Annotated in this window: 15 protein-coding genes; 5 read left to right on the top strand and 10 right to left on the bottom strand. The window is 70.5% G+C overall.

Going from position 1 to position 15767, the window contains the following annotated elements; all coding sequences use genetic code 11:
- Positions 1 to 121: 121 nt before the first annotated feature.
- The gene (locus V5O40_RS26455; protein ID WP_332907979.1) at positions 122 to 769 is read right to left on the bottom strand and encodes an FMN-dependent NADH-azoreductase; all 648 of its coding nucleotides are present in this window, start codon (positions 767 to 769) and stop codon (positions 122 to 124) included.
- Positions 770 to 892: 123 nt separating this feature from the next.
- On the opposite strand from V5O40_RS26455, the gene V5O40_RS26450 reads away from it, so the two are divergent.
- On the top strand, positions 893 to 1369 hold the full coding sequence (locus V5O40_RS26450) for a MarR family winged helix-turn-helix transcriptional regulator (protein ID WP_332907978.1): 477 nt from the start codon (positions 893 to 895) through the stop codon (positions 1367 to 1369).
- Position 1370: 1 nt separating this feature from the next.
- Here the strand turns inward: V5O40_RS26450 and V5O40_RS26445 are convergent, their stop codons facing one another.
- Both V5O40_RS26445 and V5O40_RS26440 read right to left on the bottom strand, forming a co-directional pair.
- Positions 1371 to 2051 carry a GntR family transcriptional regulator gene (locus tag V5O40_RS26445; RefSeq protein ID WP_332907977.1) on the bottom strand — a complete coding sequence of 227 codons (681 nt, stop codon included), beginning with the start codon at positions 2049 to 2051 and terminating at the stop codon, positions 1371 to 1373.
- Positions 2052 to 2084: 33 nt separating this feature from the next.
- On the bottom strand, positions 2085 to 4061 hold the full coding sequence (locus V5O40_RS26440; protein WP_332907976.1) for an acyl-CoA dehydrogenase family protein: 1977 nt from the start codon (positions 4059 to 4061) through the stop codon (positions 2085 to 2087).
- A gap of 72 nt (positions 4062 to 4133) precedes the next feature.
- Between V5O40_RS26440 and V5O40_RS26435 the strand changes: the two genes are divergently transcribed.
- The gene (locus tag V5O40_RS26435) at positions 4134 to 4733 is read left to right on the top strand and encodes a TetR/AcrR family transcriptional regulator (RefSeq protein ID WP_332907975.1); all 600 of its coding nucleotides are present in this window, start codon (positions 4134 to 4136) and stop codon (positions 4731 to 4733) included.
- On the opposite strand, the gene V5O40_RS26430 is transcribed toward V5O40_RS26435, so the two are convergent.
- The 6 genes from V5O40_RS26430 to V5O40_RS26405 form a co-directional block, all read right to left on the bottom strand.
- Entirely contained in the window at positions 4678 to 6792 is a 2115-nt protein-coding gene (locus tag V5O40_RS26430; RefSeq protein ID WP_332907974.1) for a HelD family protein, read from the bottom strand. The two genes, V5O40_RS26435 and V5O40_RS26430, sit on opposite strands and share 56 nt — an antisense overlap.
- A gap of 135 nt (positions 6793 to 6927) precedes the next feature.
- Positions 6928 to 7137 carry a DUF3072 domain-containing protein gene (locus tag V5O40_RS26425; protein ID WP_269739069.1) on the bottom strand — a complete coding sequence of 70 codons (210 nt, stop codon included), beginning with the start codon at positions 7135 to 7137 and terminating at the stop codon, positions 6928 to 6930.
- Between the two features lie 132 nt (positions 7138 to 7269).
- Positions 7270 to 8187, bottom strand: a complete 918-nt coding sequence (locus V5O40_RS26420) for an SMP-30/gluconolactonase/LRE family protein (protein ID WP_332907973.1) — start codon at positions 8185 to 8187, stop codon at positions 7270 to 7272.
- Positions 8184 to 8618: an SRPBCC family protein gene (locus V5O40_RS26415; RefSeq protein WP_332907972.1), complete on the bottom strand. Its 435-nt coding sequence runs from the start codon at positions 8616 to 8618 to the stop codon at positions 8184 to 8186. Before V5O40_RS26415 ends, V5O40_RS26420 begins: the two co-directional genes overlap by 4 nt.
- A gap of 91 nt (positions 8619 to 8709) precedes the next feature.
- Positions 8710 to 9936 carry a trypsin-like serine peptidase gene (locus V5O40_RS26410; RefSeq protein ID WP_332907971.1) on the bottom strand — a complete coding sequence of 409 codons (1227 nt, stop codon included), beginning with the start codon at positions 9934 to 9936 and terminating at the stop codon, positions 8710 to 8712.
- A 116-nt stretch (positions 9937 to 10052) separates the two neighbouring features.
- Positions 10053 to 10343, bottom strand: a complete 291-nt coding sequence (locus V5O40_RS26405; protein ID WP_332907970.1) for a DUF1905 domain-containing protein — start codon at positions 10341 to 10343, stop codon at positions 10053 to 10055.
- Positions 10344 to 10569: 226 nt separating this feature from the next.
- Here V5O40_RS26405 and V5O40_RS26400 point away from each other — a divergent pair, with 226 nt between their 5' ends.
- A complete protein-coding gene (locus V5O40_RS26400) occupies positions 10570 to 11673 on the top strand; it encodes a glycoside hydrolase family 53 protein (RefSeq protein WP_332907969.1) in 1104 nt (367 codons plus the stop codon).
- 359 nt (positions 11674 to 12032) lie between these two features.
- Positions 12033 to 13427, top strand: coding sequence for an RICIN domain-containing protein (locus V5O40_RS26395; RefSeq protein ID WP_332907968.1), 1395 nt, complete (start codon positions 12033 to 12035; stop codon positions 13425 to 13427).
- Between the two features lie 85 nt (positions 13428 to 13512).
- Here the strand turns inward: V5O40_RS26395 and V5O40_RS26390 are convergent, their stop codons facing one another.
- Positions 13513 to 14283, bottom strand: a complete 771-nt coding sequence (locus V5O40_RS26390) for a FadR/GntR family transcriptional regulator (protein WP_269739061.1) — start codon at positions 14281 to 14283, stop codon at positions 13513 to 13515.
- 143 nt (positions 14284 to 14426) lie between these two features.
- Here V5O40_RS26390 and V5O40_RS26385 point away from each other — a divergent pair, with 143 nt between their 5' ends.
- Positions 14427 to 15692, top strand: coding sequence for an ABC transporter substrate-binding protein (locus V5O40_RS26385; RefSeq protein ID WP_332907967.1), 1266 nt, complete (start codon positions 14427 to 14429; stop codon positions 15690 to 15692).
- The last annotated feature ends 75 nt before the right edge of the window (positions 15693 to 15767 follow it).

Here is a 15767-nt window from a genome sequence, read left to right as displayed (position 1 = left end):
GCTAACCCCCCCGCCGGGGTTTCGGGTGGGGCCTCAGGGGGGGGCGGGGGGGGGCGGCCGCGCGGGGCCCCACCCCGCGGTTGGGCGCCCGGGACGGCCCGGCAGGTTCTCGGCGGCGGGCTCAGGCCGGGATCGGAACGGCGCCGAGCGCGCGACCGGCCTCCCGGGCGGCCTGCCGGGCCTCGGCGTGCATCTTCGCGGCCTGGTCGGCGAACGAGTCGAGGGCGGGGTTGACGCCGACGAGGGTGAACTCGCGTTCGACGACGGTGAGGTCGGCTCCCCAGCAGTCGGCGATGATCCGGCGCAGGTACGGCGTGGCGTGGTCCCAGCCCTCCCGGGGGGTGCCACCCCCGTACGCTCCGCCCCGGACCGTGACCAGCACGACCCGCTTGCCGGCGAGGAACGGCTTGCCGAATGCGCGCTGGTCGGTGCTGACCAGGTCGACGTAGGTCTTGAAGTGCTGTGAGACGCCGTAGTTGTACAGCGGCACGGCGAACAGGATGGCGTCGGCGGCGAGCAGTTCGTCCACCAGGGTCGCGGCGAGGGCGAGGGCCGCGCGCTGCTCGGCGGTGTGCTCCTCGGGCGCGGTCGTCCCGGCGGCGACCGCCGCCGCCCAGGCGGTGGCGGGCAGCGCGTCGACGCCGATGTGGCGACGTTCGATCGGGTCACCGGGGTGAGCGGCGAGCCACTCCGCTTCGACGATGTCCGCGATCTCGCGGCTCGCGGACCCGTGGGTACGGATGCTGGCGTCCAGTCGGAACAGGGTCACGACAACTCCAAGATAGGTTGAGTTCAAGCTTGAAGTCGACGATAGGGTCCTTGAGGTTCAAGGTTGAAGTGAATGCGAGATGGCTCACCTCCCGCCGCCAGGGCGGCGGCTAGGCTGGGCGGCATGCCGGAGGAACCCCGGTGGTTGAACGAGTGCGAGCGCGAGGCCTGGCTCGCCCTGGCCAGCCTCATGTTCAAGCTGCCCGGCGCGCTCGACGCGCAACTGCTACGCGACCACAACCTCACGCTGTTCGACTACTTCGTGCTCAGCGGCCTGTCCATGGCGCCCGGGCGCACCCTGCGGCTCAGCGCCCTGGCCAGCCAGATCAACAGCTCGCTGTCCCGGCTGTCCAACGTCGTCAAGCGTCTTGAGCAGCGAGGTCTGCTGCGTCGTGAGCCCGACCCGGAGAACCCCCGCTACAACCGGGCGGTGCTGACCGGAGCCGGGTGGGAGCTCGTGGTCGCCGCGGCGCCGGGGCATGTCGCGGCGGTACGCCGGTTCGTCATCGACGGGCTCACCGAGGAACAGGTCACCGCGCTGCGGGAGGTCGCCTGTCGGGTGACGCACCAGATCGACGAGGCGGCGCAGCTGCCGCGGTAGCTCAGCTGTCGGGCCCGCCCGCGTCGATCGCGGTGTCCAGCAGGGGGGCCAGGGTCTGCCAGTTGGCGCGGGTGGCGGCGACCGCACCCTCGACGTCACCGGCCGCGCACCGCGCGATGATCCGCTCGTGTTGCGCGACGGAGCCACGGCCGCTCAGCGAGGCGAAGCGGAGCCGTTCCAGCCGCCGCAGCGCGGGCGTGAACTGGTCGAGCACCGACCGCAGCGCCGCGTTCGCCGAGGCGCCCACCAGGACGCCGTGGAAGTCGTCGTCCGCCGCGACCGCCGCGTCCACGTCGTCGTCCCGCAGCGCCCGCGCGAACCGGGCGTTCGCCGCCCGCATGGCGTCCAGTTCGGCGGTGGACAGGTTCGGCAGTGCCTCGCGCACCGCCAGCTCGTGCATCGCGGTGGTCACCGACTGGGCACCACGCAGTGCCCGCAGGTCCAGCGGGCTGACCATGGTGTAACGGCCCGGCCTCGTCCGGACCAGGCCCGCCTCCTCGAGCCGGGTCAGCGCCTCGCGTACCGGCGTGCGGCTGACCCCGAGCCACTGGGCGAGATCGCCGTCGTTGAGCCGCTCACCAGGGGTCAGCGTCCCGTTCACGATCGCGTCGCGGATCGCCCGGAAGGCGTCGTCGCGCAGCAGTGACCGGGCGACGACGCCGGTACGCGCAGGAATCGGCATGCAACATATTGCACATTTCCCCCGCGCCGGATGTCAACCGCCTGGGGTGCTGTCGTGGGCGGTCATGGTGTCCTGGCGGCCGGGCTCCTCGCGCAGGATGGCGGCGTGCAGCCAGGTGTCCGGGATGGCGAAGCCGTCCACAAGCGTTCGCATGTGCGGACGCAACTCCTTGAGCAGGCCGTTCACCACCGCGGTGATCGCCTTCGAGCGGACCGGGGTGAGTCGGCCGTGCTCCAGCAGCCACCCCTTGTGGGACTCGATGACGCTGAGGGCGTACAGGTCGCAGACGCGGGAGAGCAGCGCCCGGACCGCCGGGTCCGCGGTGTCCTCGATGCCGGCGACGAACGCCTCCAGGGTGATCCGGTCGATGTGCGCCGCGGCGGCGGTGAGGACGTGGTCCTGGACGTCGTTGAAGATGTCGAACGGGCGGTCCCGCTTGCTGGCCGCGCCGTTGCGCAGGCGGCGGATCGCCCCTTCGAGCAGGTGCTTCTCGCGATCGTCGAAGATCTTGAGCTGCCAGCCCCGGTCAGTGACGGCGACCTCCTCGTCGCGGCCGGGTACGGCGCTGACCAGTTGCTGGATCAGCGACCGGGCGGCGCTGCGCTCGAGCACCATCTCCCGGACCTGCTCGGCGACGAAGGAGGCACGTCCCCAGCCGTCCAGCGAGCCGAACTCGTCCCGGTACCCGGTCAGCAGCCCCTTCGCGACCAGTTGCAGCAGGACCGTGTTGTCGCCCTCGAACGTGGTGAAGACGTCGGTGTCGGCGCGCAGGCCCGGCAACCGGTTCTCGGCCAGGTAGCCGGCGCCGCCGCACGCCTCGCGACACAGCTGGATGGTGCGCGCGGCGTGCCAGGTCTGCGCGGCCTTGAGCCCGGCGGCGCGGGACTCCAACTCCCGCTGCCGCCGCTCGTCGACCGGGCTGTCGCCGCCCTGCACCTCGTGCACCGCCGCGACCAGTTCGGCCTGGGCGAAGTGCAGTGCGTAGGTGGTGGCCAGGGCGGGCAGCAACTTGCGCTGGTGGGCCAGGTAGTCGTTGAGCAGCACCTCCCGCTCGGCGTCGGGGGTGCTGAACTGGCGGCGGATGTCGCCGTACCGGACCGCGATGGTCAACGCCGACTTGGTGGCCGCCGACGCGGCGCCACCCACACTGACCCGGCCCCGGACCAGGGTGCCGAGCATGGTGAAGAAGCGCCGCGAGTCGTTCTCGATCGGGCTGGAGTACGTGCCGTCCTCGGCGACCTGGCCGTAACGGTCCAGCAGCATGTCCCGGGGCACCGTGACGTGGTCGAAGCTCAGTCGCCCGTTGTCCACGCCGAGCAGGCCGGCCTTGGGCCCGGCGTCGCCGATGGTCACGCCGGGTAGCGGGTTGCCCCGCTCGTCGCGGATCGGCACCAACCACGCGTGTACGCCGTGCCGCTGCCCGTTGGTCACCAACTGCGCGAAGACCACCGCCATCCGCCCGTCCCGGGCGGCGTTGCCGATGTAGTCCTTGCGGGCCGCCCCGTGCGGGGTGTGCAGGTCGAAGGTCTGCGTTTCGGGGTCGTACGTGCAGGTGGTGCGCAGCTGCTGGACGTCGGAGCCGTGCCCGGTCTCGGTCATCGCGAAGCAGCCCAGGATCCGGCCGGAGATGATGTCCCGGAGGTAGGCGTCGTGGTGGCGCCGGGTGCCCAGGGCCGCGACCGCGCCGCCGAACAGGCCCCACTGCACGCCGGCCTTGACCATCAGCGAGAGGTCCACCTGGGCCAGCATCTCGGTGGCGATGATCGAGCCGCCGACGTCGGATCCACCGCCGTACTGGGTGGGGAAGGCCGAGGCGATGCCCAGCTTCACCGGAAGCTCGCCGAGCAGCCGGGTGACCCGCTCGCGCGCCTGGTCGCCGGTCTCGCCGTACACCGGGAGGAAGCGCTCGTCGAGGTGCCGGCGGTGCGCGTTGCGGACCTCGGCCCACGGTCCGTCGAGCACTTCCCTCAGGTGGGTGAGGTCGACGGGGCCGGGTGCGGGACTGGGCATGGCTACCTCGCAGGACGCTGGTTGGGTACAGCTCGTACCCAGCCAAGGTTACCGAGCCGCTACAGTGATCCGGTGAGCAATGCGTTGGTGAAACGGGACACCATCGCCGCCCGCCGTGCCGGTGGCATCCCGCAGGAGCGGGCTCGGCGACGGCAGGTGATCGTGGAGGCCGCGGTCCGCGTCATCGAGGAACACGGCACCGACGCCGGGCTCGGCACGGTGGCCGACCGGGCCGGGCTGCCCCGACCGCACGTGTACCGTCATTTCGCCAGCAAGGACGACCTCGATCAGGCCGTGGCGCGGTACGCCGCCCGCCAGGTGAGCGCCTGGATCCGCCCGTCGCTGTCGGCTCCGGGCACCCCGCCGGAGGTGGTGCACGGCGTCGTCGGCCGGGTGTTGAGCTGGGCGGTGGCCCACCCCAACCTCTACCGGTTCCGGGCCCGCCTCGGCACCGCGCACGCCGTCCCCGAGATCACCGAGGCGGCCGCCGCCAACCTGCGCGCCGCGGGGCACGAGGCGCACCTGCCCGCGTACGTGGTGGCCAGCGTCGTCGGCATGGTCGACGCCGGCATCATCTGGTGGTTCGACCACCGGGACGAGGTCGAGCCGGACCAGCTCAACGACTGGCTCGCCGCCCAGGTGTGGCGGGTGGTCGCGGAGGTAACGACCTGAGTGTCTCCGGCAGTGCCCTGGTGTGCAGGATGACCAGTTCGGCGACGGCCCGGGTCAGGGCCACGTAGAGCCGGTTCATGCCGCGAGGCTCGGCGGCGACGATGTCGGCGGGTTCCACCAGCACCACCCGGTCGTACTCCAGTCCCTTGACCTGGCTGACCGGGATCGCCCCGAGCTGGTCGGCGCTCGCGTCCGCGGCGATGACCGCGCCGGTTTCCTCGGCGAGGGCCGCGGGCAGGTCGTCCACCCGACGGACGGTGAGGGTTCCGCCGGGGCGGAACGAGCGGGTCGGCGCGATCCCGGGCGCCAACGCCCGGGCGGCGTAGTCGGCGATGACCCGCGGCACCCGGTAGCCGGTGGGCAGGTCGAGCATCCGGACGTCGCGTTTGCCCAACTGTTGCACCAACTCCGGCCAACTCGCCGCGGCCAGCGGATGGGTCGCCTGACCGAGGTCACCGACGATCGTCATCGAGGCGTGGGCGGCCCGGCGGGCGATCATCCGGCACTCCATCGGCGACAGGTCCTGGGCCTCGTCGAGGATCACGTGCAGGTACACGTCCTCGACCGGCTCGACCGCCTCGGCGACCGGCAGCGGCTCGGCCAGCTCCGGCACGTACCCCTCCTCGCCGTACGGGTCGAAGCCGTCCACCCAGGCCACCACCGTGTGGCCCTCACGCAGGATGATCGCCGCCGCCCAGCGCTGTGCCGCCCAGGCGTTGCCGGTGTCCAGGGACTGGCCGGAGACGGCGATCGGGGTGGACAGGCCGGGCGCGAAGAGCTGCCAGCCGTCGTTGAGGCTCAGGCTGAGCACGAAGGTCTCCGCCAGACGCGGACCGCTGCTCAGCTCACGCACCTGCCATTTCCTCCCGGTAACCGTCGGGGCGACCGGCGGGCCCAGGATCTCGGCGAGTTCGTCGAGCAGCGGGACGTCGTCCACCGACCACTGCCCGTGCTGCGCGGGCAGCACGTCCTGCGGGGTCAGCATCGGCCACCACGACCTCAGGAAGGTGTCCGGAACCTCCCGGCCGTCGAGCAGTTCCGAGAGCACCCGCGCCGCCTCGGCGCGGGCGCCGTTGGGTTTGACGCCCCGCGCCTCGCACCGTCGACGTACCTCCTGGCGGGCTCTCGCCAGGTCGTCGGCGTCGAGCCTGCCGAACCGCCCGGGCACGTTCGGCGGGGTGTCCCAGGCCAGCTCGGTGAGCACCCGCACCATCTTCAGGTCGCCCTTGACGGCGGCGACCTCGGCGCGGTCACGTCGGGTCGCCACCACGCCGTCGAACAGCTCGCCGATCGCCCGCAGGTGAACGCTGTCCTCACCGAGGCCGGGCAGCACCCGGCCGATGTACTCGGTGAACACGGTCGACGGACCGACCACCAGCACCCGGCCGTCGGCGAACTTCCCCCGGTCGGTGTAGAGCAGATAGGCGGCACGGTGCAGAGCGACCTGGGTCTTGCCCGTTCCGGGACCACCGGTGATCACGGTGACGCCGTGCGCCGGCGCCCGGATCGCCTCGTCCTGCTCGCGTTGGATGGTGCTGACGATGTCCCGCATGTGCGGGCCGCGCTCCCGGGTGAGGGACGCGAGCAGGGCACCCTCACCCACCACACCGTCGACGTCGCCGGCCGACAGCACCTCGTCGTCGACCCCGATGACCCGAGGGCCGGCGCAGGTGATGATCCGACGGCGGACCACGCCCAGCGGCTCGCCGGGGGTGGCGCGGTAGAAGGGCGCGGCAGCCGGCGCGCGCCAGTCCACCACCAGCGGCTCCCGGTCCTCGTCGCGTACGCCCAGCCGGCCGACGCGGTAGGTCTCGCCGTCGTCGAGGTCCAACCGACCGAAGACGAGGCCCTCCTCCTGGCCGTCCAGATCGGACAGCCGCGTGGCGGCGCGCAGCACCATCGCGTCGCGCTCGACCAGCCCGGTCGACGGGCCGGCCGAGGCGCGACCCCGACCCTCGGACTCCAGTTCCCTCGCCTGCGACCGCATGACCGCCAGCCGCTCGTACACCTTGTCGACCACCTGCTGCTCGATGGCGAGCTGTCGCGCTGTCTCGGACACGCTGCTCCCTGGTCTGCCAACGGCTTGCCGCTCGGGGACTGGTCGAGAATATGTACCGACCAGACCCACAAAATCGGCATCCAGGGCGATTCGCGCGGCTTGACCCGTGGATAAGCTGGAGGTGGCCTTCCGGAATCAGCCCTGGTCGCCCCGCCCGGTCTGCTGCTGCAACTGGTCGATCAACTTCGCCGCCTCGGCCTTGGTGAGGTCGTCCGGCACGCTCTCGCCCGCCTCGCGGGCCAGGGTCCGCAGGTAGGACTCCTGCGCCGCCGTCGTCGGCTCGTCGCCGGTCACCCACTCGTCCGGGTCCTTCACCGCGGCCTGCGGATCATGCTTCTCGGTCATCTCGGCACCCTTCTCTCGAACAGGTGTGCCATACCCGGGTCGGTGGCCACCCAACCCTCCCCGGGTGCCCTGGCCCGCCAGCGGCGGACCGGTGGCTGGTGTCCGGGTGGTCCGACCAGCGGACGCCGGTGCCTACCCGGTGGCCGGGCCGGTCGGGCCCGCGCCGGTGACGTTCAGCGCGAGCGAGTAGACCGAGGTGGTGGCCGTCACGAACAACACGTTGCGCTTGCGGCCACCGAAGGTCAGGTTCGAGCAGATCTCCGGTAGCCGGAGCTTGCCGAGCAGCGTGCCCTCCTGGTCGAAGCAGTGCAGGCCGTCGTGGGCGGCGACCCACAGTCGGCCCTCCCGGTCGAGTCGGATCCCGTCGAACGAGCCGGCGTCACACTCGGCGAGCACGCCACGGTCGCGCAGCGTCCAGTCGGGGCCCACGTCGAAGTGACGCAGGTGCCGACGTCGGGTGTCGACGATGAACAGTCGCCGTTCGTCCGCCGAGAACGCGAGACCGTTGGGTCGCCGGAAGTCGTCGGCGACCCGCTCCACCCGGCCGTCCGGCGGGCAGCGGTAGACGTGGCAGCCGTCCAGCTCCGGATCCGCCCGGTACCCCTCGTAGTCGCTGTCGATGCCGTAGCTCGGATCGGTGAACCACAACGAGCCGTCGCTGGTCTCGACGACGTCGTTCGGGCTGTTGAACCGCTTGCCCCGCCACCGGTCCGCCACGACGGTCAACGACCCGTCGGGCTCGGTACGGGTCACCCGACGGTGGCCGTGCTCGCACGTCACGACGCGGCCGAGGCGGTCGATGGTGCGGCCGTTGGGGTGACCGGCGGGCGTCTGGAAGACGTCGCACCGGCCGGTGACCTCGTCCCACCGCACCACCCGGTCGTTGGGGATGTCACTGAACAGCAGGCAGCGCCACGCGGCGGAGTACGCCGGCCCCTCCAGCCAACGCCCGCCGTCGAACAGCCGCTGCACCACGTGGTCACCGCTGACCGCCCGGAACCGTTCGTCCAGGACCTCCCACCGCGTGGCGGTGCGCTCGACCGGGCTCATCGTGCCCCCTCGCCGCCCGAGGCGAGCCGGGCGAAGACCGTCGCCTCCTGCTCGAGGAGCCGCCGGGTGCGCCTGCCGTACAGCAGCTCGACCAGGCGGGCCGCCGGGCCGTCCCAGTCGATGCTCAGCCGCAGGCGGGTCGCGGAGCCCTCCGGACGCAGCTCGTGGCTCGCCGTGGTCCGGACGCCCGGCGTACGGGCCTGCCAGGTGAAGCCGGCCCCGGGTCGCCATTCGGTTATCTCGTACCTGGCGGTGGCCAGCCCCGGCTGGCGGATCCGAAAACCGCTGCCGACCGTCACCGGACCGGCGTCGTCGATGCGGGTGATCTCGTCGATGGTGGGCAGCAACTCGGCCCAACGCTCGACGTCGCTCACGGTCCGCCAGACGGTGGCGGGATCGGCGGCCACGTGCTGTTCGACGGCAATCGTCATGTACCGGATGGTACGGCGGCGTGCGGTGTGTGCCCGACGAGGGTGGTGGCGACCCGGCGGACGGCTCCGGTCCGGGTCGCCAGCACGGCGGTCACCCGTTGTCGATCAGGCTCGCGATCTCGTTGTAGATGAGGTGTGCCTTGGCGCCCTGGTTGGACGGGCAGCCGCCGAGGTGGTGCAGGGCGATCACCCGGTGGCTGCTGTTCAGCACCGGTGAGCCCGAGTTGCCGCCGGAGGTGTCGCAGCTGTAGCTGATGTTCCAGGTGTTGTAGTTGGCGTTGCGCACGGTGCAGCGCGCCCCGTTCTGGGTGTTCTCGAAGATGGACAGCCGCTTCGGGCTGCCGTCACCGTGCCCCGGGATGTACATCTGCGTCCCGGTGGTGGTGGCGGACGTCGCCAGGTAGAGCGTGCCGAAGCCCTGGATGGCGGCGAAGTTGTTCACCGAGAACAGGGCGTAGTCGAGCTGGCTGGAGCCGCCGCTGCTCACCCGGTAGAGCGTCGCACCGCTCACCTTCGTGCCGGGGCCCGGGTTCGCGCCGCCGCAGGTGGCGCACTGGTAGTTGAACTGCATCTCGCTGCCGCTGACCGCGGCCTGGGTCGAGAAGCAGTGCTTGTTGGTCAGCATGCGGTTGGTATTGCCGACCCGCCAGGTGGTGCACATCCCGCCGCCGCTGATCAGCAGCCGGGCCACCGCGTTGCCCCGGGCGTACTCGGTGGGGTGGCTGCTCTGGTAGCAGACCACGTCGCGGCGGGCGTCGGTGCTGCACACCGACTGGATGGAGAAGTTGTACTGGCCGATCTCCGTGCGGTCGTAGCCGCGCCAGAACCGGTCGATGGTCGCGGCGCTGCCCCGGGAGGAGCGGTTGCCGTGCAGCGTCACCACCGCCGTGTCGCCCTCCACCGACATCGCCCAGAAGCCCGGCCGGCCGTCGGTGGTGTAGTCCGCGCCGGTCGCCCGGTTCAGGTGACGGTCGTACCGGTAGCTCTCCCGGCCGTCCGGGCTCGACACGGTGACGTACTCGCCGGGAGCCAGTCGCAGCGAGCTGAAGTGCACCTTGATGTACGTCGCGCCGGGGTGCTCGATGATCTGGGTCCGGCCGTCGCGGGCGGACGACAACGAACCGCCGACGGTACGCAGTTCACCGACGGTCGTCACACCCTCGGCCGAGAACTGGTCCGATTCGGGTGCCCGCTCGGACAGTGGCGTGATCGGCTGCGCGGGTTGTGCCGCGGCGGGGGCCGACAGCAGGGCCAGTCCGAGGGTGCAGGTGGCGAGTGTGACGGTCACCGTGCGTAGACGGCGCAGGACAGGTTTCATCGTCGCTCCTCCCAGGAAGCGGAACCTGAACGATTCCTAAGCCTTCCTACCGAAACGGATCGACACATGCAAGATAATCGATGGGTTATACCGCTTCACGGCCGGCCTGCGCGCCGTTATCTCGCGTCGACGGTCAGCAGAATCGTGACGACGTCGCCGACCTCGATGCCCTCGGCCCTGCGGACCTTGTCCTTGACCGGCACGACGTAGCCGCCGTGCATGGGGAACAGTGAGGTGGTCCAGTGGGTACCACCGATCCGCGCGGCCACCGGGATCATTCCCCAGCCGTAGCTGACCTGACCTGCCACCTCCGCCAGCTGGCCGCAGTGCTGGTCGGGCACGGTGACGAAGTGGAACGGGGACGGGCCGCGCCAGAACCACACCTCACCGGCGAACTCCAGCTCCATGCCGGCAACCTACCGTCGCCGGCCCCCCGACGGGCGCACGACGTTGGGTCCGGAGCGCGGCCGTTGGGGGGTGGTGCGGAAGCGCCGGCATGGGTCACTCTGACTGTCACGCTTGAGCCATCGACACCTGTCACCACCTCACCTGGTGCCGAGACCGTCCGGCAGACCCGCCGGACCTGCCCGAACCTCGTCGGGCACCCGCATCCCGCGGATGTGAAGGAGCGCCATGAAACCGTCCCTCCGGGTCCTCGCGGCGGTGGTCGTCCTCGCGGCCCCGCTGGCCCTGACCGCCCCCGTACAGGCGGCGAACACTCTCACCATGCGCGGCGCGGACGTCTCCTCGCTGCAACGCAGCCTCGACCTCGGTGCCCGCTACTACAACGCCTCCGGCGCGCCGGCCGACCCCTACGACATCCTCGCCTCGAAGGGTGTCAACTACCTGCGGCTGCGCGTCTGGAACAACCCGGCCAGCGGCTACAACAACAAGGCCAGGGTGCTTCAGCAGGCCAGGACGATCAAGGCGAAGGGTTTCAAGCTGCTGATCGACTTCCACTACTCGGACACCTGGGCTGATCCGGGCAAGCAGTATCCGCCGGCGGCCTGGGCCAACCACTCGCTGAGCCAGTTGCAGGCCGACGTCTACAACTACACCTACGACGTGTGCAGCGCGCTCAAGGCGCAGGGCACCACGCCGGACGCGGTGCAGATCGGCAACGAGATCAACGTGGGGATGCTCTGGCCCGCCGGCCAGGTGGTCAACAACGACTTCGCCCCGCTGGCGAGCCTGCTCAAGCGGGGCTACCAGGCCACCAAGGCGTGCCACGGCGGCACCCAGGTGTGGATCCACACGGCGAACGCGGACAGCAACGCCAACGCCCGCTGGTTCTACGACGGGATCCGGGCACAGGGTGTCCCGTGGGACGTCACCGCACTGTCCTACTACTGCATGTGGCACGGCACCCTGGCCAACCTGTACAACGTGATCGCCGACGTGCGGTCGCGCTACGGCAAGCCGGTGGTGATCGCCGAGACCGCGTACCCGTTCACCACGGCCGACGCCGACCACCAGCCGAACGTGATCTCGGGTACCGAGCGCTGCGACAACATCCCGGCCACCTGGTCCGGGCAGGCGCAGCAGTTCAGTTGGGTGCAGAACACCGCGCGCAACGCCGGTGCGGTCGGTGTCTTCTACTGGGAGCCGACCTGGCACGCGGTGCGCGGCAACGGGTGGGATCCGGCGGACATCAACGGAACCGGTAACGGCTGGGACAACATGGCCGTCTTCGACTGGTTCGGGCGGGTGAACCCGCACCTGTACTGGACGCCGTGACCGTCGTCCGGGCCCGGGAGTCGCCACCGGGTCCGTCGGCGAGCCGTGCCGGGCCTCTCGCGTGGCCCCGGAGCCGGGTTCGGAGAGGGCCAATCGATAGACCTCTGTCGTTTGACGTATGACGACGTTAACGCTAACTTCGCTGTCACGAGCGGGTCTCGTGGCAGCCGGGAGCCCGATTCACCGCCGTGGTCCCGCGCCGGCCGGCTGCGACCGTGGGCACGTCGTCATGCCGGCCGGCGACTCCGGTGACCGGATCTTTCGCACCACCCCACCGTGCTGACGCCACCACCTGACGCCGGCACATCCCCAGGGCATCCACGGCTGCTCGTGGATGACCCCGATCGAAGGAGTGGACCATGAAGGCCATCGGTGAGGCTCGTCCCGCCTCTCCACCCAGACGCGGCTGGCGGTCGGGGCTGGCCGCGGCGGCCGCCGCGGTGCTGGCGGCGAGCGCGCTCGTGGTGGTGAACGCGGCGCCCGCGGCGGCGGCGACCGTGGACCCCAACGCCTGGTACGTGTTGGTCAACCGCAACAGTGGCAAGGCGTTGGACGTGTACGGTCTGGCGACCAACGACGGTGCGCGGATCAGCCAGTGGACCCGCAACAACGGCGCGAACCAGCAGTGGCAGTTCGTGGACTCCGGTGGTGGTTACTACCGGCTGAAGTCGCGGCACTCGGGCAAGGTCCTCGACGTGCACAACTTCTCGACCGCCGACGGCGGGGCGATCGTGCAGTGGTCGGACCACAACGGCACCAACCAGCAGTTCCGGTTGGCCGACTCGGACGGCGGTCATGTCCGGTTGATCAGCCGGCACAGCAACAAGGTCGTCGAGGTGCAGGGTGCCTCCACCGCGGACGGCGCGAACATCGTGCAGTACGCCGACTGGAACGGCGCCAACCAGCAGTGGCAACTGGCCCGGGTCGACGGGGGCGGCCCCACGTCGCCACCACCGACCGGTGGCACCGGGTGCGGCAAGGCCCCGACGCTGTACAACGGCACGCACACCATCCAGAGCAACGGCAAGAGCCGCCAGTTCATCCTGCGCCTGCCCGCCAACTACAACAACAACACCGCCTACCGGCTGATCTTCGCCTTCCACTGGCGTGGCGGCACCATGCAGGAGATCTCCTCCGGCGGCACCAGCGGGAGCGCCTGGTCCTACTACGGCCAGCAGGAGCAGTCGAACAACAGCGCGATCCTGGTCGCCCCGCAGGGGCTCGGTAACGGCTGGGGCAACGCCGGCGGCGAGGACGTCACCTTCGTCGACGACATGATCCGCCGGATCGAGAGCGACCTGTGCGTCAACCCGAGGCAGCGCTTCGCGCTCGGCTTCAGCTGGGGCGGTGGCATGAGCTACGCCCTCGCCTGCGCCCGGGCCACCGTCTTCCGGGCGGTCGCCGTGATCGCCGGTGCACAGATCAGCGGTTGCAGCGGCGGTACGCAGCCGATCGCGTACTTCGGTCTGCACGGCATCTCGGACAACGTCCTCAGCATCGGCCAGGGCCGGGGGCTGCGCGACACCTTCGTCCGCAACAACGGGTGCAACGCCCAGAACCCGCCGGAGCCGGGAGCGGGCAGCCGTACGCACATCACCACGGCCTACTCCGGCTGCCGGGCCGGCTACCCGGTGCAGTGGGCGGCCTTCGACAACGGGCACATGCCCGGGCCGGTGGACGGCACGTACGCCGAGAGTGGCATCACCACCTGGACCAAGGGTGAGATCTGGCGCTTCTTCGCCCAGTTCTCCTGACCGGGCCGAGGGCGACGGCGGGTCTCGGCCTCCTGGCGGCAGTGGGAGCCAGGAGGTCGGGCCCGTCGGCCCGTCGTGTCCCGGGTCAGCGTTGCAGGCGGTCCGGCTTGCCCGAGCCGCTGCGGCGGACCACCCAGGCCTCGGTGATGTGGGTGAACATCGCCGCCGCGGCCCCTTCCGGGTCGTGGGCGGCGATCATCTCGTAAACACGTCGGTGTCCACGGTTGGAGGCGACGCAGAGCGACCGCTCGGTGCGGCCGGTGTACCGCGCCGTGTTCACGACCTGACTCTCCAGCGCCTGCACGACGCCACGAGCGATGCGGTTCCCGGACGCCTGCATGACGGTGTCGTGAAAGGCACGGTCGAGTTCGTGGTAGGCGACGGTGTCGCCGACGAGCTCGTCCATCCGGTCGACCAGGGCGCGCAGGCGGTCCACGGTCTCCTCATCGGCGACCCGGGCGGCGACGTGTGCCATGTCGGATTCCAGCAGCCGCCGGGTCACCACCACGTCGTCGAGGATGGCGAGGCTGTCGTCCTCGGCGATGGTGGCCGCGAGGACGAGTTCGTCGAGCATGTCCCAGTTCGAGGGCGGGGTGACCATGGTGCCGGCACCCTGGCGGACCTGCACCAGACCCTTCTCCTGGAGGATCTTCACCGCCTCCCGGACGACGGTTCGACTGACGGAGAAGGTCTCGCAGAGCACCGGCTCGGGGGGCAACGCGGTGCCGGACGGATGCACCCCGCGAACGATGCGTTCCACCAGCTCGGCGGTGACCGCCGTGGCGAGGTTGGTGGGGCGGCGCGACCAGGTCGGGGCGGCCAGCTTCTCCAGGGCCGTCTCCTGCGATGGCGTCATGTCCCCCTCCGATTGGCTCGTCGAACCACGACGTCCACGGCCAGTGTACGGCTGACTGTTGACGTCAGACGTCATACGAGTTACGTTCTTGATCACGTTGGCTGCGGCAGGCCGTCAGCCACTCCCTTCAGAGGTGAACAACGATGAAACAACGAGCATTGTGGTCCGCCGTCCTCGTTGTGGGACTGGCGACGGCAGGTTGTGGAAGTGCCAGCGACACGGGCCCTTCCTCCGGCGGCTCGACCGACAAACTGGTGGTGTGGGACTGGAAGTCCGGCGAGCCGTCGGCCAAAGCGTATGTCGACAAGGCGAAGGCGGACTTCGCCGCCAAGCACCCCGACGTCACGGTCGAGTTCGTCGCGCAGCCGTTCGACCAGTACTACACGCTGCTCGGCGCGGCCATCCAGTCCGGCAAGGGCCCGGACGTGATGCTGTTCAACGGCGGCGGCCAGATCCGGGACCGGGTCGACGCGCTGGTGCCGCTCGACGAGTACGTGGCCGAGGACAAGCAGCGGCTCGCGGGTTGGGACGCCTTCACCAAGGACGGCAAGGTCTACGCCGCCCCGGTGACGCTGCAGGGACACCCCATCTACTACAACAAGGCGCTCTACGAGAAGGCCGGGCTCGATCCGGCGAGCCCGGCCACGACCTGGGACGAGTTCCTCGCCGACTGTGCCGCCATCGACAAGGTCGACGCCAAGTGCTTCGCGCTGGGCAACAAGGAGGGCGCCGGGATCCAGTTCTGGATGTCGGCCCTGGGCTCCGGCATCCTCACCGCCCAGGAGTACGACGACTGGATCGCCGGCAAGCGCGACTGGACGTCGCCGAACGTGAAGCGGATCTTCGCGCTCTGGAAGGAGGCCGGTGACGCCGGCCTGAACAACGACGGGGCCAACTCGACCGCGATGTTCAACGACTCGTTCGCGCTCTTCCAGTCCGCCAAGGCCGCGCACGTCATCGGGCTGATGTCGGACGTGGGGCACTGGAAGGACTTCAACGAGTTCCTCACGCCCGAGAAGCTCGGCGTGATGGAGGCACCGGTGGTCACCCCCGGCACCACGCCGAGCCTGGCCTATGACGGCGGCATCGGGTACGCGGTGGCGAAGTGGACCAAGGATCCCAAGGTCGCCGCCGACCTGGTGCGGTCGCTGACGTCGACCGGGGCGCTCCAGGCGTTCTACGCCGAGGCCGGTGCGATCGCCGCCGACACCACCATCGACGTGTCGCAGGCCGGCCCGGCCGCCGCCGCGATCGTCGCCGCGCTCGACAGCGGTAAGCCCGCCCTGCACGTGGCGCTCTCCTCGAAGACCCTGGACCTGATGGGACGGGTCTCCCAGCAACTGCTCAGCGGCTCGATAAGCGTCGACGAGGCGGTGAAGCAGCTGGCAGCTTCCGACCAGGCGGGCTGATTTCGTGCCGATCGGAAACGCAGAACCGTGGGGGCGGGCGGGGGCCCCCCGGCGGGCCCAGGGGGGGGGGGGCCG

It is taken from the genome of Micromonospora palythoicola (assembly GCF_036689795.1).
Lineage (GTDB): Bacteria > Actinomycetota > Actinomycetes > Mycobacteriales > Micromonosporaceae > Micromonospora > Micromonospora palythoicola.
Note: the sequence above shows the minus strand (reverse complement) of the source record. Positions and strands in the feature narration are given on the sequence as shown.

Coding starts and splice junctions, on each gene's coding strand:
- V5O40_RS26410 (WP_332907971.1), bottom strand. CDS start 9,936: ATGAAACCTGTCCTGCGCCGTCTACGCACGGTGACCGTCACACTCGCC.
- V5O40_RS26405 (WP_332907970.1), bottom strand. CDS start 10,343: ATGGAGCTGGAGTTCGCCGGTGAGGTGTGGTTCTGGCGCGGCCCGTCC.
- V5O40_RS26390 (WP_269739061.1), bottom strand. CDS start 14,283: ATGACGCCATCGCAGGAGACGGCCCTGGAGAAGCTGGCCGCCCCGACC.
- V5O40_RS26445 (WP_332907977.1), bottom strand. CDS start 2,051: ATGCCGATTCCTGCGCGTACCGGCGTCGTCGCCCGGTCACTGCTGCGC.
- V5O40_RS26385 (WP_332907967.1), top strand. CDS start 14,427: ATGAAACAACGAGCATTGTGGTCCGCCGTCCTCGTTGTGGGACTGGCG.
- V5O40_RS26450 (WP_332907978.1), top strand. CDS start 893: ATGCCGGAGGAACCCCGGTGGTTGAACGAGTGCGAGCGCGAGGCCTGG.
- V5O40_RS26440 (WP_332907976.1), bottom strand. CDS start 4,061: ATGCCCAGTCCCGCACCCGGCCCCGTCGACCTCACCCACCTGAGGGAA.
- V5O40_RS26415 (WP_332907972.1), bottom strand. CDS start 8,618: ATGACGATTGCCGTCGAACAGCACGTGGCCGCCGATCCCGCCACCGTC.
- V5O40_RS26425 (WP_269739069.1), bottom strand. CDS start 7,137: ATGACCGAGAAGCATGATCCGCAGGCCGCGGTGAAGGACCCGGACGAG.
- V5O40_RS26420 (WP_332907973.1), bottom strand. CDS start 8,187: ATGAGCCCGGTCGAGCGCACCGCCACGCGGTGGGAGGTCCTGGACGAA.
- V5O40_RS26400 (WP_332907969.1), top strand. CDS start 10,570: ATGAAACCGTCCCTCCGGGTCCTCGCGGCGGTGGTCGTCCTCGCGGCC.
- V5O40_RS26395 (WP_332907968.1), top strand. CDS start 12,033: ATGAAGGCCATCGGTGAGGCTCGTCCCGCCTCTCCACCCAGACGCGGC.